Origin of the sequence: Methylobacterium sp. 13MFTsu3.1M2, from assembly GCF_900112625.1 — a bacterium.
Lineage (GTDB): Bacteria > Pseudomonadota > Alphaproteobacteria > Rhizobiales > Beijerinckiaceae > Methylobacterium.
Genome location: NZ_FOMM01000007.1, coordinates 1 through 20,009 on the forward strand (window position 1 = coordinate 1; position 20,009 = coordinate 20,009).

General features: G+C 72.1%; 17 protein-coding genes. 9 read left to right on the top strand and 8 right to left on the bottom strand.

From position 1 onward, the window contains the following. Window positions 1–85: 85 nt before the first annotated feature. Complete coding sequence (locus tag BM314_RS07090; protein WP_026604893.1) at window positions 86–478, bottom strand: response regulator; 393 nt, start codon at window positions 476–478, stop codon at window positions 86–88. A 320-nt stretch (window positions 479–798) separates the two neighbouring features. On the opposite strand from BM314_RS07090, the gene BM314_RS07095 reads away from it, so the two are divergent. Continuing rightward, on the top strand, window positions 799–1,584 hold the full coding sequence (locus tag BM314_RS07095) for a class II glutamine amidotransferase (RefSeq protein WP_091977645.1): 786 nt from the start codon (window positions 799–801) through the stop codon (window positions 1,582–1,584). Between the two features lie 101 nt (window positions 1,585–1,685). Further along, window positions 1,686–3,119: an NAD-dependent succinate-semialdehyde dehydrogenase gene (locus BM314_RS07100; RefSeq protein WP_091977647.1), complete on the top strand. Its 1,434-nt coding sequence runs from the start codon at window positions 1,686–1,688 to the stop codon at window positions 3,117–3,119. A gap of 39 nt (window positions 3,120–3,158) precedes the next feature. Here BM314_RS07100 and BM314_RS07105 read toward each other — a convergent pair whose 3' ends face one another. Next, complete coding sequence (locus BM314_RS07105) at window positions 3,159–3,365, bottom strand: SlyX family protein (protein WP_020092944.1); 207 nt, start codon at window positions 3,363–3,365, stop codon at window positions 3,159–3,161. 372 nt (window positions 3,366–3,737) lie between these two features. Here BM314_RS07105 and BM314_RS07110 point away from each other — a divergent pair, with 372 nt between their 5' ends. Then, the gene (locus BM314_RS07110) at window positions 3,738–5,213 is read left to right on the top strand and encodes a methyl-accepting chemotaxis protein (protein ID WP_091977649.1); all 1,476 of its coding nucleotides are present in this window, start codon (window positions 3,738–3,740) and stop codon (window positions 5,211–5,213) included. A gap of 17 nt (window positions 5,214–5,230) precedes the next feature. On the opposite strand, the gene BM314_RS07115 is transcribed toward BM314_RS07110, so the two are convergent. The 3 genes from BM314_RS07115 to BM314_RS07125 all read right to left on the bottom strand — a co-directional run bounded on the left by BM314_RS07115 (window position 5,231) and on the right by BM314_RS07125 (window position 11,450). Further along, window positions 5,231–6,385: a GGDEF domain-containing protein gene (locus BM314_RS07115; protein ID WP_091977650.1), complete on the bottom strand. Its 1,155-nt coding sequence runs from the start codon at window positions 6,383–6,385 to the stop codon at window positions 5,231–5,233. A 295-nt stretch (window positions 6,386–6,680) separates the two neighbouring features. After that, on the bottom strand, window positions 6,681–10,751 hold the full coding sequence (locus BM314_RS07120) for a Pls/PosA family non-ribosomal peptide synthetase (protein WP_091977652.1): 4,071 nt from the start codon (window positions 10,749–10,751) through the stop codon (window positions 6,681–6,683). A gap of 111 nt (window positions 10,752–10,862) precedes the next feature. Further along, complete coding sequence (locus BM314_RS07125; protein WP_020092948.1) at window positions 10,863–11,450, bottom strand: histidine phosphatase family protein; 588 nt, start codon at window positions 11,448–11,450, stop codon at window positions 10,863–10,865. 96 nt (window positions 11,451–11,546) lie between these two features. Here BM314_RS07125 and BM314_RS07130 point away from each other — a divergent pair, with 96 nt between their 5' ends. Together BM314_RS07130 and BM314_RS07135 are read left to right on the top strand one after the other, a co-directional pair. Further along, window positions 11,547–12,539, top strand: coding sequence for a polyphosphate kinase 2 family protein (locus BM314_RS07130; protein ID WP_091977654.1), 993 nt, complete (start codon window positions 11,547–11,549; stop codon window positions 12,537–12,539). Window positions 12,540–12,555: 16 nt separating this feature from the next. Further along, window positions 12,556–13,710 carry an AAA family ATPase gene (locus tag BM314_RS07135; protein ID WP_091977656.1) on the top strand — a complete coding sequence of 385 codons (1,155 nt, stop codon included), beginning with the start codon at window positions 12,556–12,558 and terminating at the stop codon, window positions 13,708–13,710. Between the two features lie 55 nt (window positions 13,711–13,765). On the opposite strand, the gene fabI is transcribed toward BM314_RS07135, so the two are convergent. Both fabI and BM314_RS07145 read right to left on the bottom strand, forming a co-directional pair. Further along, entirely contained in the window at window positions 13,766–14,590 is an 825-nt protein-coding gene (gene fabI, locus BM314_RS07140; protein WP_020092951.1) for an enoyl-ACP reductase FabI, read from the bottom strand. A gap of 127 nt (window positions 14,591–14,717) precedes the next feature. Beyond that, entirely contained in the window at window positions 14,718–15,638 is a 921-nt protein-coding gene (locus tag BM314_RS07145) for a DnaJ C-terminal domain-containing protein (RefSeq protein WP_056531888.1), read from the bottom strand. Between the two features lie 231 nt (window positions 15,639–15,869). On the opposite strand from BM314_RS07145, the gene BM314_RS07150 reads away from it, so the two are divergent. The 4 genes from BM314_RS07150 to BM314_RS07165 are packed head-to-tail and all read left to right on the top strand — an operon-like array spanning window position 15,870 to window position 19,139. Further along, the gene (locus BM314_RS07150; protein WP_091977658.1) at window positions 15,870–16,253 is read left to right on the top strand and encodes a VOC family protein; all 384 of its coding nucleotides are present in this window, start codon (window positions 15,870–15,872) and stop codon (window positions 16,251–16,253) included. After that, window positions 16,253–17,317 (top strand): iron ABC transporter substrate-binding protein, encoded by a 1,065-nt coding sequence (locus BM314_RS07155; RefSeq protein ID WP_091977660.1) that lies wholly within the window; start codon window positions 16,253–16,255, stop codon window positions 17,315–17,317. The genes BM314_RS07150 and BM314_RS07155 overlap by 1 nt, the downstream gene beginning before the upstream one ends. Then, window positions 17,314–18,366, top strand: a complete 1,053-nt coding sequence (locus BM314_RS07160; RefSeq protein WP_091977661.1) for a FecCD family ABC transporter permease — start codon at window positions 17,314–17,316, stop codon at window positions 18,364–18,366. The genes BM314_RS07155 and BM314_RS07160 overlap by 4 nt, the downstream gene beginning before the upstream one ends. Further along, window positions 18,366–19,139, top strand: a complete 774-nt coding sequence (locus tag BM314_RS07165) for an ABC transporter ATP-binding protein (RefSeq protein WP_091977663.1) — start codon at window positions 18,366–18,368, stop codon at window positions 19,137–19,139. Before BM314_RS07160 ends, BM314_RS07165 begins: the two co-directional genes overlap by 1 nt. 28 nt (window positions 19,140–19,167) lie before the next feature. On the opposite strand, the gene BM314_RS07170 is transcribed toward BM314_RS07165, so the two are convergent. After that, a complete protein-coding gene (locus BM314_RS07170) occupies window positions 19,168–19,941 on the bottom strand; it encodes a Crp/Fnr family transcriptional regulator (RefSeq protein ID WP_020092957.1) in 774 nt (257 codons plus the stop codon). Window positions 19,942–20,009: the final 68 nt, after the last annotated feature.

A 20,009-nucleotide genomic window follows, 5' to 3' on the forward strand; every position in this document is an offset into this window, starting at 1 on the left:
CGCCAGCTCAGGCCGCCAGCTCAGGCCGCCAGCTCAGGCCGCCAGCTCAGGCCGCCAGCTCAGGCCGCCAGCTCAGGCCGCCAGCTCAGGCCGCCTTGGCGGCCATGGTGGCGTGCTCGGCCTGGACCAGCACGTCGAGGGCCCGCCAGGGCTTCTGCATGTAGACCGCCTGATCGGGGAGCCGCGCATCCCGGCTCGCGCCCGAGGTGACGACCACGCGCACGTCCGGCCACCGCCGCTTGACCGCCTGCGCCAGCGACACGCCGTCCATGGCGCCCGGCAGGCGCACGTCCGCGAAGAGCAGCGCCACGGTCACGTCGGACCGCTCCAGCACCGAGAGGGCCGCCTCGGCGCTCTCGCAGGCGATCACGCCGAGATCGGTCTCCTCGAGCACCGCCGTCGCGAGATCGCGCACAGCCGCATCGTCCTCCACGACGAGCGCCACGGGGGCGGAACTATCGGGCGTTGCGCGATCCATCAAAGTCTCCTGCTGCCGGTGCCTTGCCCCGCGTCGGGTGGCCGCCTGTACGGCGAGCTTCTGATTCCCCGATTCGGCCATGCTGATCCTTCATGAGGCGGCTCACAAGAGTCGCGTCGCTCCGGAGGCGAATGCCTGCCCTGCGGACAGGCGGCACCATTTTCATGCGGAACGCACGAAAATGGCGCAGTTTCCGGGCGGTTAAGAAACTGTTCACCGGAGTGGACCGACTGTTAACGTCCTGCGGCGGAACGTCTCCACCCGCGCGGGGCGTTTCGCCGGATCGAACGCGGCCCAGAGCTGAAGGATCATCGTCCGACATGTGCCGCTTCCTCGCCTACAGCGGTGAGCCGGTCTTCCTCTCCGACCTCGTCTGCGCGCCGACCCACTCGCTGGTGCACCAGTCGCTGCACGCCGACGAGGGGAAGACCGAAACCAACGGCGACGGTTTCGGCATCGGCTGGTACGCCGAGCGGCCCGAGCCGGGTGTCTACCGCGACATCTCCCCGGCGTGGTCGGACGAGAACCTCGTGAACCTCTGCGGGCAGGTGCGGGCGCGGACGTTCTTCGCGCACGTGCGCGCCTCGACCGGGACGGCCACTGCCCGGGCCAACTGCCACCCCTTCGTGCTCGGCCGCCACCTCTTCATGCACAACGGCCAGATCGGCGGTTACCACCGGATCAAGCGTCGCCTGGAGGCGCTGATCCCGGATTCCTACTACGACCATCGCCGCGGCAGCACCGACTCGGAGGCGATCTTCCTCCTGGCGCTCGCCAACGGCCTCGAGGCGGACCCCGTCGGCGCGATGGCGCGGACGCTGAAGACCGTCCGCGAGCTGATGGAGGCGGCGAATGTCTGCGAGCCGCTGCGCTTCACCGCGCTGCTCACGGACGGCGAGACGCTGACCGCCTATCGCTGGGCCTGCGACGGCCGGCCGCCGAGCCTGTACTACCGCGAGGGGCCGGGCGGCATCGTCGTCGTCTCGGAGCCCATCGACGGCTGCCGCGAGGGCTGGCGGGTGGTCCCGAAGGGCGCGACCCTGCGTGCCCGCCACGGGACCGCGACCATCGTCGAGGCGCCGGAGCCGGCCCGCGCCGCCGCCTGAATACAGACGGCCCCAGCCATGCCGCCGCGGGGATTGCCGGGGCGCGCCACATCGCCACATTCCGCCTGCGGCCGATGGTGCGGCCGAGCGGGAATCGACCGATGTATCCGGATACCGAGCTTCACATCGCCGGGCGCTGGCGCGCGGGTGGCGACCGGGACACCCTGGGGGTCCTGAACCCCGCGACGGGCGAGACGATCGGCCAGTGCGCGGTCGCCACCACGGCGGATCTCGACGAGGCCCTGGCTGCGGCCGCCCGCGCCTTCCCGGCCTGGCGCAAAGTCGCCCCCTTCGAGCGCGCCAAGGTGATGCGCAAGGCGGCCGACCTGCTGCGCGCCCGGGTCGACGAGATCGCCCGGATCATGACCCTGGAGCAGGGCAAGCCACTGGCCGAGTCGCGGGTCGAGACAATGGCGGCGGCCGACATCATCGACTGGTTCGCCGAGGAGGGTAAGCGCGCCTACGGCCGCGTCATCCCGGGCCGCGCCGACGGCGTGCTGCAGGCGGTGGTCCGCGAGGCCGTCGGGCCGGTGGCCTGCTTCACGCCCTGGAACTTCCCGATCAACCAGGCGGTCCGCAAGATATCGGCGGCGCTCTGCACCGGCTGCACGGTGATCCTGAAGGGTCCTGAGGACACGCCGGCGAGCTGCGCCGCCCTGGTCCGCGCCTTCCTGGATGCGGGCGTCCCGGGCGACGCGCTCTCGCTGGTCTACGGCGATCCCGAAGCCATCTCGGCCTACCTGATCCCGCACCCGGTCATCCGGAAGATCTCGTTCACCGGCTCGACTGTGGTCGGCAAGAAGCTCGCGGCGCTCGCGGGCGAGCACATGAAGCGCGCCACGATGGAACTCGGCGGCCACGCCCCCGCGATCGTGTTCGGCGACGCCGACGTGGAGAAGGCGGTGGCCGTCCTGGCCCCCTCGAAGTTCCGCAATGCCGGCCAGGTCTGCGTCTCGCCGACCCGCTTCCTCGTGCACGATTCGGTCTTCGACCGCTTCGTCGAGGGCTTCACGACCTTCGCCAAGTCGGTGAAGGTCGGCGACGGGCTCGATCCCGAGACCAAGATGGGACCGCTGGTCCACGGGCGGCGCCTCGACGCCGTAACGGCGCTGGCGGCGGACGCCGAGTCGAGCGGCGCGACGCTGCGCGCCGGCGGCAAGCGCATCGGCAACCAGGGCAACTTCTTCGAGCCGACGGTCTTCACCGAGGTGCCGCTGACCGCGCGGATCATGAACGAGGAGCCCTTCGGCCCTCTGGCGATGATCAACCGGTTCTCCGACGACGAGGAGGCGCTCACCGAGGCCAACCGCCTGCCCTACGGGCTCGCGGCCTACGCCTACACCCGCTCCGCCGAGCGCGCGGCGCGGGTGTCGAACGCGGTCGAGAGCGGCATGATCTCGATCAACCACCACGGCCTCGCCCTGCCCGAAACGCCGTTCGGCGGCGTCAAGGATTCGGGCTACGGTAGCGAGGGCGGCCCGGAGGCCCTCGACGCCTACCTGGTCACCAAGTTCGTCACGCAGGCGAATTTCTGACGCACCGGCCGGCGCGCCGCGGCGCGCCGGCCCCTCCCCTCAGTAATGCGGCGGCGGCGGTTCCGGCCCGCGCGGCGCCGCGCGGGCGGCCGCCTCCTCCACCTGCTCCCGCAGCGCGTCGAGCTGCCGGACGAGCCGGTCGATCACCCGCCACTGCTCGGTCACGGTCCGGTTCAGATCCTCGATTGTCGCATCCTGCTCGGTCAGGCGCATCTCCAGGCGATCGATCCGTGTCGCCTCGTCCATGTCGGGTCTCCAGGCAGTGCCGTGTCGCGAGCTGTCCCCGACCCGATCGTCTCGGACCGCCGGCGCTCAACGCTCCTCCTAACGCAGGCCGCGCGCCGAACAACCCGACGGACCGCCTCCAGCCATGACCAGTCGAGAACGTCCATCAGTCGATGTATAGACTCGAAGACCGATAATTGCGCGAAATTGATTTATATCTCGCGTGTCTTTGCCGTCTGAATAAATGCATCTTGCGACGATTGACTGCGCTCCTACAACTTTCTCGCGCTCTCATTGAGCCTGTTTCATGACGAGAGCACGCCATTGACGGTTTTTTAAGCGCGTCTCCTCATGATCGTCCGAACTTTACAGATTAGGCGGGCACGGGCTCCGATGGCGATGTTTGGTTCACGCGACGACGCCCTCCTCGCGGCGATCGACCGGACGATGGCGCGGGTAGAATTCGACCTCGACGGCACCGTCACCGACGCGAACGCCGTATTCCTCGACCTCGTCGGCTACACGCTCGACGAAGTCCGGGGCCAGCATCACAGAATGTTCGTGCCTGAGGCCGACAGGTCCGGTCCGAACTACAGCGCCTTCTGGGACCGGCTGCGCGCCGGTCGGCACGAGGCGCGTGCCTTTCCGCGGGTGACGAAAGCCGGCCAAACCGTGTGGATCCAGGGCTCCTACAACCCGATCCTCGACCGCCGCGGCAAGCCCACCAAGGTCGTCAAGCTCGCCACCGACATCACCGCGGAACGCGCCCGCAACGCGCTCCACGCCGGTCAGGTCGAAGCGCTCAACCGTTCGCAGGCGGTGATCTGCTTCGCCCTCGACGGGACGATCACGGACGCGAACAGCAATTTCCTGTCCACGATGGGCTACACGCTGGAGGAGATCCGCGGGCGGCATCACCGCATGTTCATGGCGCCGGCGGAGGCGGCCAGCCCGGACTACACGGCGTTCTGGGCCGCGCTCGGCAACGGCCAGTACCAGGCGGGCGAGTTCCGGCGGATCGGGAAGGACGGCCGCACCGTCTGGATCTTCGGCGCCTACAACCCGATCCTCGACGCCGACGGCAAGCCCTGCGCGGTGGTGAAGTTCGCTACCGACGTGACCCGGCAGGTCGAAGACCGCCAGCGCCGGGCCGAGGGGCAGCGCGCGATCGACGCCGACATCGCGGCGATCCGCGATTCGATGAGCCGGGTAGTCCGGCAGGCGGACGAGACCGCGGAGGCCTCGAGCCGGACAAGCCGCAACGTCGATGCGGTCGCTGCGGGTTCGGAGGAGTTCGCCGCCTCGATCGAGGAACTCAGCCGTCACGCGATGCAGGCGAAATCCTCCGTCGATCTGGTCGTTTCCCGCGCCGAGGAGGCGGGGGCGATCGTCGTGGGGCTGACCGGCGCCGCGGACCGGATCGGGGCGGCGGTGAGCCTGATCCGGTCCATCGCCGACCAGACGAACCTGCTGGCGCTGAACGCCACGATCGAGGCGGCCCGGGCCGGAGCGGCCGGCAAGGGCTTCGCGGTCGTCGCCGCCGAGGTGAAGGCGCTCGCCGAGCAGACCGCCAAGGCCACCGGCGAGATCGGAACCCAGATCGCCGCCGTGCAGGCCGAGACCTCCCGGGCCGTCTCGGCGATCGACGGGATCGGCGCCACGATCGAGCAACTCAGCGCGATCTCGCTCAGCGTCTCGTCGGCCGTGACCGAGCAGGCCGCGGTGACCCGCGACATGACCGAGAACATGCAGTCGGCGGCGCAGGGCGTCGCGGCGATCCACACCGCCATGGCGGAGATCGCCTCCTCGGCGAGCGTCGTCGACGCCTCGGTGCGCAAGGTCTCGGAGGCGGCGCGCGCCCTCGCGTGAGCCGGCCCGGCAGGGCCTCAGGCCGCGCGGGTGGCGACCGGATCGGCCACGGAGATCCGGTCCCGTCCGCCATTCTTGGCGGCGTAGAGCGCGGCGTCGGCCCGCTGCATCAGCAGGTCGAACGCGATGCCGGGGCGCGCCTGCGCGATCCCGATACTGACGCTGACGCGCAGGGCCGGAAGCTCGGGAACCGCGAGTTGCGCGAAGGTCTGGCGCAGCTCCTCGGCCCGGGCCAGGGCTTCGGCGGGCGAGACGTCCGGCAGGAGGCACGCGAACTCCTCACCGCCGAGGCGGCCCAGCAGGGCCTCCCGCGGCAGCAGGGTCGACGCCATGGTGCAGAAGCCGACGAGGACCGCGTCGCCCACTCCGTGGCCGAAGCGGTCGTTGACGGCCTTGAACCGGTCGAGGTCGAACAGCAGCAGGGCGGCGTCGCCGTGCCGCGCCATCGCGTCCGCGGCGGCCCCGGCGAAGGCCCGGCGGTTGCGCACGCCCGTCAGCGCGTCGGTGGAGGCGGCGATGCGCTGCTCCCGCTCCGCCCGCTCCTTGACCAGCGCCATGAAGGTGAAGGCCGAGGCAATCGAGAACATCAGGGTGACGAAGCACAGGATCGCCACCCAGTGCGACGCGAGCGGGCTGAGACCCGGCTGCGGGGGCGCCACCAGCGTCGCGGGGATCCGCACGATGTAGAAGCTGCCGTGCAGTCCCAGGATGGTGGCGGCGGCGATCCGGGAGGCGAGCCGCTCGGCGCGACCGCGCCAGATCTCCGCGGCCGCGGCGCAGCAATAGAGCGCCGCGGTCCCCGAGGCGTAGATGATGCGGGCCTCGATCGACGCGTAGAAGGTCGGGATCAGGCACAGGACGCACCAGCCGAGGGCGCCGGCCATGGCGATGCCCACCCGCGGCTCCCGATGCTCGAAGGAGCGGACGCCGCTCCAGATGAGGCCGTAGGCGGCGAGCACCACGGCATTGGCCAAGCCCACCGAGATCAGGTCGGGGATCTGGTTGCGCAGCGCGAGGCCGGCCGATCCGGCCGCGCCCACGAGATGCGCCGCGCCCCAGTAGGCGAGCACCCGGGATTCGGGCGCCTGCCGCCACGAGGCCATGAAGAGCGTGCCGACCAGGAAGGTCGTCGCCGCGCTGACGACCAGCAGGGTGGCGGGATCGAGCTGCACGGACGCCTGTCTATCCTCGACCCGGACGTTAGCCGCCCCCGCCCCCGCGTCGCACTACGGCCGAGCAACGATACGAGCCGGCAGAGTATATCGCTCTATCTTGCCGGAAGCCACTGTAAGCTAGATTAGAACGACCAACCGGGACGAGGGTGCTAGTACACCGGCATATTCGCCCCGGAGCCTGCCGGGTCTCTCGTGCTGAGTGCCGCAGGGTCGCCGACTCTGACCTCGGCGGGGGCCCGCCCCCGCACGGTCCCGGGACGCCGGGGCCGGAACGCGCGGTGCGGCCCGCCCGTCAGGCGCGGTGGATCACCGGGACCGCGGGCGCGCCCTCCCACTCGGTGTTGGCGGGGATCGACTCGCCCTTCATGACGATGGTGAGCGGGCGCAGCCGGGCGAAATCGCCCACCTTGGTGTCGTAGAGCACGGTCGAGAACGCACCCACCGAGACGCCGCGCCCGACGACGACGCGGCCGATCTTCATGATCCGGTCCTCGTAGAGGTGCGTCTGCAGTGCCGAGACGCGGTTGATCGTGGCGTAGTCGCCGATGGTGACGCAGTCGAATTCGGTGATGTCGGTGGTGAGCATGCAGACGCCCTTGCCGACCTTCACGCCGAACAGCCGGAGCACCCAGGGCAGGAAGGGCGTGCCCTGGAGGTGCTCGAGCAGCACCTTGCCGGCGAGCCCCCAGTAGGCCACCGCGATCGCCTCGGTGCGCATCGCCCACCACGACCACATCGGCTGCATGCCGGGCTTGTAGACGCCCATCAGCAGCCACTTCATCGCGATGACCGCCGAGGACTGGATCAGCGCGATGGCGACGCTCGCACCGACGAAGCTGTAAGCCAGACCCCACCAGTCCTGCTCCAGGATGGCCGGGTAGAAGTACCAGTCGATCGCCGTGATCGCGAGGGTGATGTAGAGCATCGGCGAGAACGAGGTCGCGAAGGCCTCGAAGACGCCGCGCCGGATCTTCGGCCACGCGCCGGGCTCGTAGGTCTGGGCGGTCGAGCCGAGATCGACCTTCTGGCGGGCCGGCAGCCGGATCGGCGGCGAGCCGAACCACGTCTCGCCGGGGCTCATCGCGGCGTTCTCGGGCGGCTTCGACTTGATGCCGATGAGAACGTCGTCGGGGATGACGGCGCCGGGCGGCACAACGGCGTCGTTGCCGACGAAGACCCGGGCGCCGGTGCGCACCGGCTCCAGGTGCATCCAGCCGCGCCGGATCTCCTCCTCGCCGTACACCACTTCGTCGGCGATGAAGTTCTTCGCGCCGACCTCGGCGAGGTCGTAGCGGCCCGCGAGGTTGGTCGAGATCTCGGCGCCGTGGCCCATATTGGCGCCCATCAGCCGGTACCAGGCCCGCATGTAGACGGTCGCGAACAGCGACGAGAGCGTCTCCAGGGTGACCTCGACGGCGAGCGCCAGCGACCATTTCCGCAGGTAGAACAGCGAGTGGACCGAGTAGGTGCCGGAGCGGGTCCGCGGCAGCACCACCCAGCGGATGCCGGCGATCAGCAGCACCGTGCCGGCGGTCATCAGCATGGCGGTCGGCCAGGTGAGGATCGGCAGGTACCAGTGGTAGTCGATGTCGGTGATGTCGGAGAGCGAGTCCGAGATCTGGTCGAAGATGAAGAAGGCCGGGAAGATCGGCAGCAGACCCACCGCGGGGATCGCGCCGAGCAGCACCACGTAGGCCGCCATGAACGCCGCGCGGCGCGCGAAGGAGGCCTCGGCGGGGGGGGGCAGCTCCGCGGGGTCGGCCATCCCGACCTTGCGGCCGGGCGAACCGTCCCACCGCTCGGCCGCGCCCACCCGCGAGCCCGTGGGGATCGTGGTGAGGTCGGCGATCTCCGCCTGCGGCCCGATCACCGCGTCGTGGCTGATCACGCAGGAGGTGCCGACCGCCGCGTCCGCGCCGATCTCGACCCTGCCGATGACCAGCTCGTTGCCGACGATCTCCGCGTTGGCGATGACGAGGCGGCCGCCCAGGGACGCGCCGTCCCCGATGGTCAGGAGGTCGGCCGCGCCGATCTCGATGTCGGAGATGAGCGTGTCGCGTCCGACCTTCGCACCCATCAGCCGGAGGTAGACGGCGATCGCGGGCGAGCCCTGGAGCCACTTCACGTGGACGAGGGGCGCCAGCCGCTGCGCGAGCCACCAGCGATAATAGTAGGTGCCCCAGAGCGGGTACCGGCCCGGCTTGGTCCGGCCGAGGATCAGCCACTTGCCGGCGACCGCCGCGACCGCGGTCACGCCGTTGATCGCCACGTAGACGAGGAGCAGCACGCCGAGTTCGGCGAAGAAGCTCAGGCCTCCGCCGGTGAGCAGCAGGTAGGTCACGAACATGCCGAGCCACTGCGCGGTGGCCAGCGCGATCACGAAGGGCAGCGCGACGAGCTGCCCGAGGCCGCACAGCGCCCGGCGCAGCAGCGGCGGCGGCGCGAAGCTCAGGTCGCGGGTCGCGGCCCCGGCGCCCATGCCGCCCGTCCGGGCGATGAGCGCGTCGGCCATCGCCCGCACGGTGCGCAGGGCGTAGACGTCCGGCAGCGTGATCCCGGCCAGCGGCGGGTTCTCGCGCACCGCCGAGACGAAGCGCGCGGCGAGCAGCGAGTGGCCGCCGAGATCGGCGAAGAAGTCGCCCTCGAGGGCGATCGGCTGGTTGCCGAAGATCTGCTTGGCCGCGGCGACCAGGGCCGCCTCGGTCTCGTTGGCGGGCGGCTCCTGCTCGCCGTCGGCGGCGACCACCGTGAGCGGGGCGACCTTGAGCGCCTTGCGGTCGACCTTGCCGGACGTGAGCCGGGGCAAAGTCTCGGCCACCTCGAAATGGCCGGGCACCATGTAGGGCGGCATCTGCCCGGCGAGGGTCCGGCGGAGGGCGGCGGCGTCGATGGACCGGCCGCGCTCCGGGATCAGGAAGGCGACGAGGCGGTCGACGCCGTCGTCGTTCCGCAGCACGACGGCGGCCTGGTTGACGTCGGGCGCCGCCCGGATCCGGGACTCGATCTCGCCGAGTTCCACGCGGAAGCCGCGGATCTTCACCTGGTCGTCGATCCGGCCGTGGAACACGATCCGGCCGGCGGCGTCGAGGGAGACCGCGTCGCCCGAGCGGTAGAGCACCGGGTCGGTCCCGTCCGACGCGAACGGGTTGGCGATGAACTTCTCCGCCGTCAGCTCGGGACGGGCGAGGTAGCCCCGCGCCACGCCGGGACCGCCGATCAGCAGCTCGCCCTGCTGGTCTCGGCCGAGCAGGGTCAGATCCTCGCCGGCGACGTAGACGGAGTAGTTCGGGATCGGGCCGCCGATGGTCACCGGCTCGCCGGGCCGCATCTCGGCCGCGGTAGCCACCACGGTGGCCTCCGTCGGGCCGTAGGTGTTGAACAGTTGGCGGCCGCCGGTCGCCCAGCGGGCGATCAGCGGCTCGGGCAGCGCCTCGCCGCCGAGCAGGACGAGGCGCACCCGCGGCAGGTCGCCGGAGATCATCGCCAGGAGCGTCGGGACGGTGTCGAGCACCGTGATCCCTTCGGCCTCCAGGATGCCGGGGAGCGATTCTAGGTCGCCCATCATGGCGGGGCTCGCCACGAACAGGGTCGCGCCCACGAGATACGGCACCCAGATCTCCTCCATCGAGAGATCGAAGGCCACCGAGGCGCCCTGGAAGACCACGTCGTCGGCGCGCATCCCGTAGAGGGCGTTCCCGGACCGCAGGAAGTGGCAGATGTTGGCGTGGCTGATGACGATGCCCTTGGGCACGCCGGTCGAGCCCGAGGTGTAGATGAGGTAGGCGGGGTGCTCGGGTGTCAGCCCGGCCGCGCGCGGATCGGGCAGCGGCGCGCCGGCGGGCGTCCCGGAGTCGAGATCGGCGGGCGTCAGGGCCGGGGCGGCGTCGGGCGCCGCCCCGGCGAGCGCCGGGGAGACCAGCAGCGCCTTCGCGCCCGCGTCGGCGAGGCACACGCCCACCCGGTCCGCCGGCGCCTCGGCGTCGAAGGGCAGCCAGGCTGCGCCCGCCATCGTGATGCCGATCTGCGCCACGAGGAGGTCCGGGCCACGGGCCATCCAGAGGCCGACGATGTCACCCGGCCCGATGCCGCGATGGGCGAGGCCGGCGGCGATCCGGCCGGCCCGGGCGGCGACCTCCGCGTAGGTCAGGTGCGGGTGGACGCCCCCGGCGCCGACGCCGGCGCCGTCGACCAGGCAGGGATGATCGGGCCGGGTCTCGGCCGCGTGCAGGAAGATCTCGGCCAGGACCTCGTCGCGGATGAGGTCGGGCCGGTGGTCGCCGCGCAGGATCGCCGCCGCGGCTCCGAGAGGCGCGGGCTCCCCGGCCGTCGGTCCGGGCCGGGTCTTCTCGGCGACGTCGCTCATCCGCTGCTCCGCTGGCCGCCCGCTCGGGCCGGCGCCTGTCCTGGCCGCCGCCCTATAGCCTGCCGATCATGCCGTTATCGAGGCGGCTTTGCACTGCGCCGGCGCACGGGATCAAGCCCAGCGCCAGCCACCGGGCTCGAGGATCAGGACCTCGCCCTGGCGGATGCCCAGGCGGGGCGCCGCGTAGACGTCGAGATGGCCGAGGGCGACCAGCGCGGCCCGCGCGACGCCGCCATGGGCGACGATGACTGTGTCCCGCTCCAGCCCCGCGATCATCGGCCCGACGCGCTCGACGAGGCCGGCATAGCTCTCCGCGCCGAGGCCGGGCGGGCGGTAGTGCCAGCGGTCCCGGTCGCGGCCGGCGGCCCCGGCCGGGTCGCGGCGGCGGATCTCCGCCCAGGTGGAGCCTTCCCAGCTGCCGAAACCGATCTCCCGCAGGCGCGGGTCGACGCGGTACGCCTCGGGCGGCAGGCCGAGTGCGCCCCGCAGGATCTCCATGGTGCGCCGGGTGCGCTTGAGCGGGCTCGCGACGAAATCGGCCTCTGCCAGGGCCGGCCCCGCCGCGGCGGCGAGGCGCTCCGCCACGGCCGCGGCCTGTGCCTCCCCCTGGGCATTGAGGTCGGTGTCGCGCCCGCCCTGGAGGCGCCCCTCGGCGTTCCAGGCGGTCTGGCCGTGCCGGATGAAGTAGATCGTACCCAACCGTCTCAACCCCGTCCTGCACAGGCGTCCGGAACAGCCTGGACTACCGGCCGTTCTCGCCGGCGGTCGGCAATATCCGGAACTAGGTCCTGCCCCATGTCCAAGAAGCACGGCAAGCATCATCGCGGCCACAAACGCGGTGACGGCATGACAGGTGAGGCCGATCTGCATGGCGCCACCGTGGATCACCGCCCGTCGACGGCCCGCTGGGCCGGCAGCGTCGACAGCGTGGCCGAATCCGTCCCGGCGGCGCTCGGCCGGCACGGGCCGGTACCGATCCGCCCGGCGCCCGGCATCGTGGCGGTCGAACCGGGGGCGCCCTTCGATCTCGGCACGGTCGATCCCGACGACGTCGGCGGCCTCGAGAAGGACTGGGCCAAGGACGCCCTCGCCCAGGAGCGGGCGCGCATCGTCGCCATCCAGGAGCGCCTCTACGCGGAGCGCGCCCGGAGCCTCCTGCTGGTGTTCCAGGCGATCGACACGGGCGGCAAGGACGGCACGATCCGGTCGGTGCTCAAGGGGGTGAACCCCCAGGGCTGCGCGGTGGCCTCGTTCAAGGTGCCCTCGAGCGAGGAGCTCGATCACGACTTCCTGTGGCGCTACCACGCCCGGGTGCCGGGGCGCGGCATGATCGGTGTGTTCAACCGCAGCCACTACGAGGACGTGCTCGTCGTGCGGGTGAAAGGCCTCGTGCCGGACGCGGTCTGGCAGAGCCGCTACGGCCGGATCAACGATTTCGAGCGCCTGCTCACCGAGTCGGGCACGACGGTCGTGAAGTTCTTCCTGCACATCTCCAAGGCGGAGCAGAAGCGACGCCTGGAGGCCCGGATCGCCGACACCGAGAAGCACTGGAAGTTCGACCCGGCCGACTTGGTCGAGCGGAAATCCTGGGACGCCTACCAGCAGGCCTTCGCGGACGCCCTCGGCCGCTGCTCGACGCCCGAGGCGCCCTGGCTGGTGGTGCCGGCCAACCACAAGTGGTTCCGCAACTACGTGATTGCCCGGACCGTGGCGGATACGCTGGAGGCCATGGACCCGCGATTCCCCGAGGCCGCCAAAGGCATCGCGGATCTGACGGTCCCCGACTGACGCGGGAGAATCCGGGATGCTGGTGGTTCGAGAGGTCGCGGTCTCGGGCTACCGCTCGCTGCGGCGGATCGGCTTCCCGGTCGACGCGCTGTCGGTCTTCGTCGGCGGCAACGGCACCGGCAAGACCAACCTCTACCGGTCTTTGGAGCTGCTGCAGGCCGCCGCCCGGGGCACCCTCACCCGCGACCTCGCCGCCGAGGGCGGCATGGACTCGGCCCTCTGGGCCGGCCGCCGGCGGCAGGGCGAGGCCGCACGGATCCGCCTGTCGGCCACCCTGCGCCACGACACGATCGGGCAGGAATTCGTCTACGCCGTCGAGATCGGGCTGGTGCAGCAGGTCGGCGGGACGACCTTCGGCGCCGCCTTCCGGAAGGAGCCGCAGGTCAAAGCCGAGCGCCTGACGGTCCGCACCCGCGGCCGCGCGGCCGTGATCCTCGATCGCGACGGGCGGAGCGGCTTCGTCCGGGACGCGGAGGGCCGCAAGCGCACCCTCGGCGGTGACCTGCTGCCGACCGAGACCGCCCTCGGCAGCCTCCTCGACGCCACCGGCCATCCCGAGATCGCCGTGGTCCGCCTCGCCCTGGCGGGGTGGCGCTTCCACCACGATTTCCGGACCGATGCCGAGTCACCTCTGCGCCGGCCCTGCCTCGCGGTGACGACGCCGACCCTCGCGTCCGACGGCGCGGACCTCGCCGCCGTCTTCGCCACCCTGGCGCATATCCGGGAGGACACGACCGAGATCGACGAGGCCGTCGACGGCGCCTTCCCGGGCGCGGCGCTCGTGCTGCCGGAGCCGGGCCGTCACGCGCGCTTCGGCCTGCGCTTCCCCGACTTCCCGGGCCGGACCTTCGATCCGCCGGAACTGTCGGACGGCACCCTGCGCTACCTCGCCCTGGCCGGCGCGCTGCTCGGCTACCGGCTGCCGCCGTTCATCGCGCTGAACGAGCCCGAAACCAGCCTGCATCCCGATCTCATGGATCCGCTGGCGCGGCTGATCGCGCGGGCCGCGGAGCGCACGCAGGTCTGGCTCGTCACGCACTCGGAGCGGCTGGCGGCCGGCATCGCGGAGCACGGGAAGGTCCGGCCGCGCACCGTCATCAAGCGCGACGGCGAGACCTGGATCGACGGGCTCACGCTCTCGGGAGAGTTCGACGAGGCGGAGGACGCGTGAGCCACGCCGGGCCGCTCACGCCTCAGGTCCGGGCCGCCGCGACGACCGACCCGTCTCAGTCCTTGTCGAGGGTGAGATCCGGCGCCTCGGGATTCTTCATGCCGACGACGTGGTAGCCGGCATCCACGTGGAGGATCTCGCCGGTCATGCCGGCCGCCATGTCGGAGACGAGGTAGGACGCGGTCTCCCCGACCTCCCCGATCGTCACGGTCCGGCGCAGGGGCGCGTTGTACTCATTCCACTTCAGGATGTAGCGGAAATCGCCGATCCCGGAGGCCGCGAGGGTCTTGATCGGGCCGGCCGAGATGGCGTTGACCCGGATGTTCTTCGGGCCGAGATCGGCCGCGAGGTAGCGCACCGACGCCTCCAGGGCCGCCTTGGCGACGCCCATCACGTTGTAGTGGGGCATCCACTTCTCGGCGCCGTAATAGGTCAGCGTCACCAGCGAGCCGCCCGGGCGCATGATCTTCTCGGCGCGCTGGGCCACGGCAGTGAACGAGTAGCAGGAGACCAGGAGCGACTTGGTGAAATTGTCCTCGGAGGTCTCGATGTAGCGGCCCGTCAGCTCGTCCTTGTCGGAGAAGGCGACGCAGTGGACGACGAAGTCGATGCCGTCCGGGAAGACCCTGGCGGCCTCCGCGAAGACCGCGTCGATCGTGGCCGCCTCGGTGACGTCGCAGTGCCCGATCACGTGGGCGTCGAGTTCCTTGGCCAGGGGCTCGACACGCTTGCGCAGGGCGTCGCCCTGGTAGGTGAACGCCAGTTCGGCCCCGTGGGCGCGGGCGCTGCGGGCGATGCCCCAGGCGATCGAGCGGTTGTTGGCGACCCCGAGGACGATGCCCCGCTTGCCCGCCAGAAGGCCCTGCCCGTGTTCCGCCATGATCGATCCCGAAGCCGCGCGACCCCTCTCGGGGCCGGGGGGCCTCCTTAGCGGAGGCGGCCCGGCGACGGAAGTCCGGGACGCCGCCGAGCACCTTCATGCGCGCCCCGGTGGCTACGCCGGCGCGTCAGGCCGCGTTGGCCGCCCGGCGGCCGCGGGCGAATTCGGTCAGTGCCGCGTCCTCACCCTCCGGCAGGACGATCGCCGTCGTGGCGAACAGGTCGCCGCGGGTGCCGTCCTTCTTCGGAAGCCCCTTGCCGCGCAGGCGGAAGGTGCGGCCGGAACTCGTCATCGCCGGGATCTTCATCTCGACGGCGCCGGTAAGCGTCGGCACGCGGATCGTGCCGCCGAGCACGGCATCCTCCAGCGGAACGTCGACGCTGGTGCGCAGGTCGGCCCCCTCGACGGTGAAGCGCGGGTGCGGCCGGATCCGGATGGTGAGGAGGGCGTCGCCCGGCTCGGCCCGGAGGCCGCCGCTCTGGCCGAGGCCGCGCAGTCGGATGGTCTGGCCGTCGACCACGCCGCGGGGAATCACGACGTCGACCTCACGGCCCGTGGGCAGGGCGAGGCGCAGCTTCTCCTCGCTGGCGACCTGCTCCAGCGTCACCAGCAGTTCCGCGGCGACGTCCTCGCCCCTGGCCGCTTGACGCTGGCCGCCCGGACCGGCCCCGCCGGCGCGGAACGCCTCCCCGAAGATGTGCGAGAAGATGTCCTCGCCCATCCCGCCGCCGCCGCCGCGCTGCGCGCGCGCCATGTTCTCGAAATCGAAATTGCCCCCGCGCCCGCCGCCGAAGCCGCCGAACCCCTCGAAGCCGGTCGCGCGCGGCTTGCCCTCGGCGTCGATCTCGCCGCGGTCGAACTGCTTGCGCTTCTCGGAATCGCCCAGGATCTCGTAGGCCGAATTCGCCTCGGCGAACCGGTCCTTGGCCTTGGCGTCGTTCTTGTTGCGATCGGGGTGGAAGTCCTTGGCGAGCTTGCGATAGGCCTTCTTGATCTCGGCCTCGCTCGCCCCCTTGGCCACGCCCAGCACGTCGTAGGGATTGCGCATGGATCTCTTGGCTGTGCGGTTGGCTGTGCGATGTGGGTTCGCAACCGGGATGTGGGATGGATGTTGCATCCCTGCAACGGTTCTGGCGGCGAAAGTCTGCGGGTTCGGGCCGAACGTCAAGCGGCCGATCTCGCCGCGGCTCCGCGCCGGCCCTATCGTCGGACATGGCGCAGAACGGCGCCTCCGGGCCGGGGGCCGCGCCCGTCTGGATCACCTGAAACCGGAGAGCCGATGCACTACGCCTGCGACCACCTCCACCTGCGCAGCCGCGACGCCGTCGCGGCCGCCTCCTTCTACGTCGAGACCTTCGGGGCCCGGGAGGTGAAGCGCGTCGGCGCGGACCCGGTGCAGCGCGTCGTGCTCGACCTCGGCGGCCTCGCCGTCTTCATCGAGCAGGCCCCGGACGAGATCGCGCCGGCGACCGCCACGCCCTGCCTCGGGATCGAGCATTTCGGGCTGCGCGTCGCCGACATCGAGGCCGCGATGGCCGATCTCACCGCCCGGGGCGTGCACGTGCGGACCGGCATCACGGAGCGCGGCCCCGGCCTGCGGATCGCCTTCGTGGAGGGCCCCGACGGGGCGCTGATCGAGATCTTGGAGCGGAAATCCGCCTGATGGCGCCGCGACCCGCGCGCCGCCGCGCCCTCACCGCGGCGCTGATCCTGCTGCTGGCGGCGTCCGGCGGGGCGGCGGCGCGCCCGTTCACGGACGCGGCCGGCCGCACGGTCGAACTCCCCGAACGGGTCGGGCGGGTGCTCGCCGCGGGACCGCCGGCCGCGGTGCTCCTCTACACGCTGGCGCCCGACCTCATGGCCGGCTGGGTGAGCGCCCCGCATCCCGAGGCGCTGCCCTTCCTCGCGCCCCGGACCCGGGCCCTCCCTGCCTACGGCCGCCTGACCGGGCGCGGCGGCACGGCGAACGTCGAGGCGGTGCTGGCCGCCAAGCCAGACCTGATCGTGGATTCGGGCAGCCTCGGGCCGACCTACGCGTCGCTCGCCGACCGGGTCCAGGCCCAGACCGGGATCCCCTACATCCTGCTCGACGGCAGCTTCGCGAAGACACCGGAGGCGTATCGGCAGCTGGGCGCGGCCCTGGGCCGTCAGTCCGACGCGGACGCCCTGGCGGCGGAGGCCCAGAGCCTCGCCGACACGGTGGACCGCGCCGTCGCGACGGTCCCGGAGGACAAGCGGCCGCGGGTCTACTACGCGCGCGGGCCGCGCGGGCTGGAGACGGGGTTCGCCGGCTCGATCAACACCGAGCTGGTCGAGGCCGCCGGCGGCCGCAACGTCGCGCAGGACGGGGGCGGCCGCCTCGGCAACGTCTCGCCCGAGCAGGTTCTCGCCTGGAACCCCGACGTGATCGTCACCCTCGACCCGGCCTTCGCGGCCGGGCTGCGCGCCGACCCGCTGTGGCGGGACGTCCGGGCCGTGCAGACCGGGCGGGTCTACGTGGCGCCGCTCCAGCCTTTCCCGTGGTTCGACGCCCCGCCGGGGGTCAACCGGCTGATCGGCCTGCGCTGGCTGGCGGCCCGGCTTCATCCGGACCTGTTCCCGCAGCCGATGCCCGAGGTGGTGCGCGCCTTCTACGGCCGCTTCTACCATGTCGACCTCGATGCCGGTCAGGCCGACGCCCTCCTCGCCCCGACGCCACCGGGCGCGTCCCCGGGCCCGGCGCGGTGAGTCGCGTCCCAGCCGCCGCCGAGACGATCCGGGCGCGCGCCCGCCTCCGCCTGCCCGCGGCGCTGCTGGCCGGGCTCGCCCTGCTGACGCTGACCGCCGTGGCGCTGGCGGTCGGCAAGTACCCGGTCGCGCCCGCCGACCTCGCCGCGATCCTCGGCCACCGCCTGCTCGGGCTGCCCCTCCGGGTTCCGGCGACGGCGGAGACGGTCGTGATGCAGGTGCGCCTGCCCCGGGTGATCGCCGCGCTGGTCGTCGGCGCGGCCCTGTCGGCCGCGGGGGCCACCTACCAGGGCCTGTTCCGCAACCCGCTGGTCTCGCCCGACATCCTCGGCGTCTCGGCCGGCGCCGGCCTCGGCGCAGTGCTCGGGATCTATCTCGGCCTGCCGGTGGCGCCGATCCAGGCCCTGGCCTTCCTGGGCGGGCTCGGAGCCGTCGCGGCGGTCTACGGCGTCGGCCTCGCCGTGCGGCGGCACGACCCGGTCCTGACGCTGGTCCTCGCCGGGGTCGCGGTCGGCGCGGTGCTCGGGGCGGGCATCTCGCTCCTCAAGGTGCTGGCCGATCCCTACAATCAGCTGCCGGCGATCACCTTCTGGCTCCTCGGCAGCCTGTCCTCGGTCACCCTCGGCGACGTCGCCGCCACCCTGCCGATGCTGCTTCTCGGCCTCGTGCCGCTGGTGCTGCTGCGCTGGCGCATGAACCTGATGAGCCTCGGCGACGCGGAGGCGCGGGCCCTCGGCGTGGAGACGCGGGTGCTGCGCCCCGTCCTGATCGCCGGCGCGACCCTGATCACGGCGGCGGCCGTGGCGATGACCGGGGTCATCGGCTGGATCGGGCTGATCGTGCCGCACGTCGCACGGCTGCTGGTCGGACCGGATTACCGCCGCCTGCTGCCCGCCTCGCTCGTTCTCGGGGCGGGCTACCTCGTGCTGGTCGACCTGATCGCCCGCAATCTCGGCACCGTCGAGGTGCCCCTCGGCATCCTGACGGCCCTGGTCGGGGCGCCGTTCTTCCTCTGGCTGCTGGCGTCCGGGCGCCGGGGCTTCAGCTGATGCTGCTCCGGGTCCGGGACCTCGCCTTCGGCTACGGCAGCCGGATCGTCGGCCACGACGTGTCGTTCGACCTCGCCGCCGGCGAGGTGCTGTGCCTCGTCGGGCCGAACGGCGGCGGCAAGACCACGCTGTTCCAGACGCTGCTCGGCCTGCTGCCCGCCCGCGCCGGGCGGGTGATCCTCGACGGGGCCGACCTGTCGCGCCTGTCGCGGAAAGCCGTCGCCCGCACCATCGCCGCCGTGCCGCAGGCGCACGCGGCGTACTTCCCGTTCACGGTGCGCGAGGTCGTCGTGATGGGCCGGGCGAGCCGGCTCGGCCCGTTCGCTGCCCCCGGGCCGTCGGACGTCGCCGCCGCCGAGCGGGCGCTGGCCGCGCTCGGGATCGGGCATCTCGCCGATCAGGTCTACACCGAGATCAGCGGCGGCGAGCGCCAGCTCGCGCTGATCGCGCGGGCGCTCAGCGGCGAGCCGCGGCTCCTCGTCATGGACGAGCCGACCGCGAGCCTCGATTTCGGCAATCAGGCCCGCGTCCTCGGGCAGGTCCGCCGCCTCGCCCAGGCCGGCATCGCCGTGCTGTTCTCGACGCACGATCCCGGGCACGCCCTGCTCTGCGCCGACCGCCTCATCGCCCTGCACGCGGGCCGCCTCGTCGCCGACGGGCCCGCCGCCGCGACGGTCACGCCGGAGCTGCTGCGCCTGATCTACGGGATCGACGTGGTGGTGGCGCAGGTGCCTGGCCTCGCGGCGACGGTCTGCGTGCCGGTCGTTGCCTGACGTGGTCGACGGATCGCGGGCCGGTCCCTCACCCGGCGCGCGACAGCGTCTCGACCGGCTCGGTCCGGCGGGGCTCCTCGGCCCGGAAAACCGCGCCGAGCACCGCCTCGCACTGCATCCGCACGCGGGCGTGGCACTCGCAGGCCGCGTTCGAGACCGCCCGGCGGTCGAGGATCGTGATGCGCCCGCGGCCGACCCGGATGAGGCCCTGCTCCTGCAGCACCCGCAGGATCCGCGTGAGGTAGGTCCGCTGGACCCCCAGCATGGAGGCCAGGACCTCGTGCGTGATCGGGAGGGTGTCGCCGCCCGTCCGGTCCTGCAGCGACAGCAGCCAGCGCAGGCAGCGCTGCTCGATCGGGTGCAGGGCGTTGCAGGCCGCGATCTGGAACAGCTGAGCCAGGAAGCAGTCGGCGTAGCGCGCGAACAGGTCGCGGAGCGTCGATGACTCGAGCTCGGCCTGCCGGAGCCGCGCCGCGTCGAGGCGCAAAGCCGCGCCGCCGATCTGCGCCAGCCCGCTGACCGCGGGCGGCAGCCGCCCCTCGCCGATGATCCCGCCGATCGCGCCCTCGTGCCCGACGCTCGCGATCTCGGCCGTCCGGCCGTCCCGCGTGGCGACGATCAGCGCCACGACGGTCTGGTCGCGGGGGAAGATGACGTGGCTCGCCGCGGCGCCCGCCGCCAGCGCCGTATCTCCCTTGGCGAAGGTCACCGGCTCCAGGTGGGGGGCGATCAGGGCGCGATCCGAACCCGGCAGCGCGTCGAGGAGCAGGTTGCCGGTGGAGGCGGCAGAGTCGATCGGCATGGGGGACGGAGAGGTGCGGGAGGAGAGTCTCCCGTCAGGATCCTCTCGGGCTCGCCCGCCGGTGCGCG

Coding starts and splice junctions, on each gene's coding strand:
- BM314_RS07155 (WP_091977660.1), top strand. CDS start 16,253: ATGGCGCCGCGACCCGCGCGCCGCCGCGCCCTCACCGCGGCGCTGATC.
- BM314_RS07170 (WP_020092957.1), bottom strand. CDS start 19,941: ATGCCGATCGACTCTGCCGCCTCCACCGGCAACCTGCTCCTCGACGCG.
- BM314_RS07110 (WP_091977649.1), top strand. CDS start 3,738: ATGGCGATGTTTGGTTCACGCGACGACGCCCTCCTCGCGGCGATCGAC.
- BM314_RS07095 (WP_091977645.1), top strand. CDS start 799: ATGTGCCGCTTCCTCGCCTACAGCGGTGAGCCGGTCTTCCTCTCCGAC.
- fabI (WP_020092951.1), bottom strand. CDS start 14,590: ATGGCGGAACACGGGCAGGGCCTTCTGGCGGGCAAGCGGGGCATCGTC.
- BM314_RS07130 (WP_091977654.1), top strand. CDS start 11,547: ATGTCCAAGAAGCACGGCAAGCATCATCGCGGCCACAAACGCGGTGAC.
- BM314_RS07145 (WP_056531888.1), bottom strand. CDS start 15,638: ATGCGCAATCCCTACGACGTGCTGGGCGTGGCCAAGGGGGCGAGCGAG.
- BM314_RS07100 (WP_091977647.1), top strand. CDS start 1,686: ATGTATCCGGATACCGAGCTTCACATCGCCGGGCGCTGGCGCGCGGGT.
- BM314_RS07135 (WP_091977656.1), top strand. CDS start 12,556: ATGCTGGTGGTTCGAGAGGTCGCGGTCTCGGGCTACCGCTCGCTGCGG.
- BM314_RS07090 (WP_026604893.1), bottom strand. CDS start 478: ATGGATCGCGCAACGCCCGATAGTTCCGCCCCCGTGGCGCTCGTCGTG.
- BM314_RS07120 (WP_091977652.1), bottom strand. CDS start 10,751: ATGAGCGACGTCGCCGAGAAGACCCGGCCCGGACCGACGGCCGGGGAG.
- BM314_RS07150 (WP_091977658.1), top strand. CDS start 15,870: ATGCACTACGCCTGCGACCACCTCCACCTGCGCAGCCGCGACGCCGTC.
- BM314_RS07165 (WP_091977663.1), top strand. CDS start 18,366: ATGCTGCTCCGGGTCCGGGACCTCGCCTTCGGCTACGGCAGCCGGATC.
- BM314_RS07105 (WP_020092944.1), bottom strand. CDS start 3,365: ATGGACGAGGCGACACGGATCGATCGCCTGGAGATGCGCCTGACCGAG.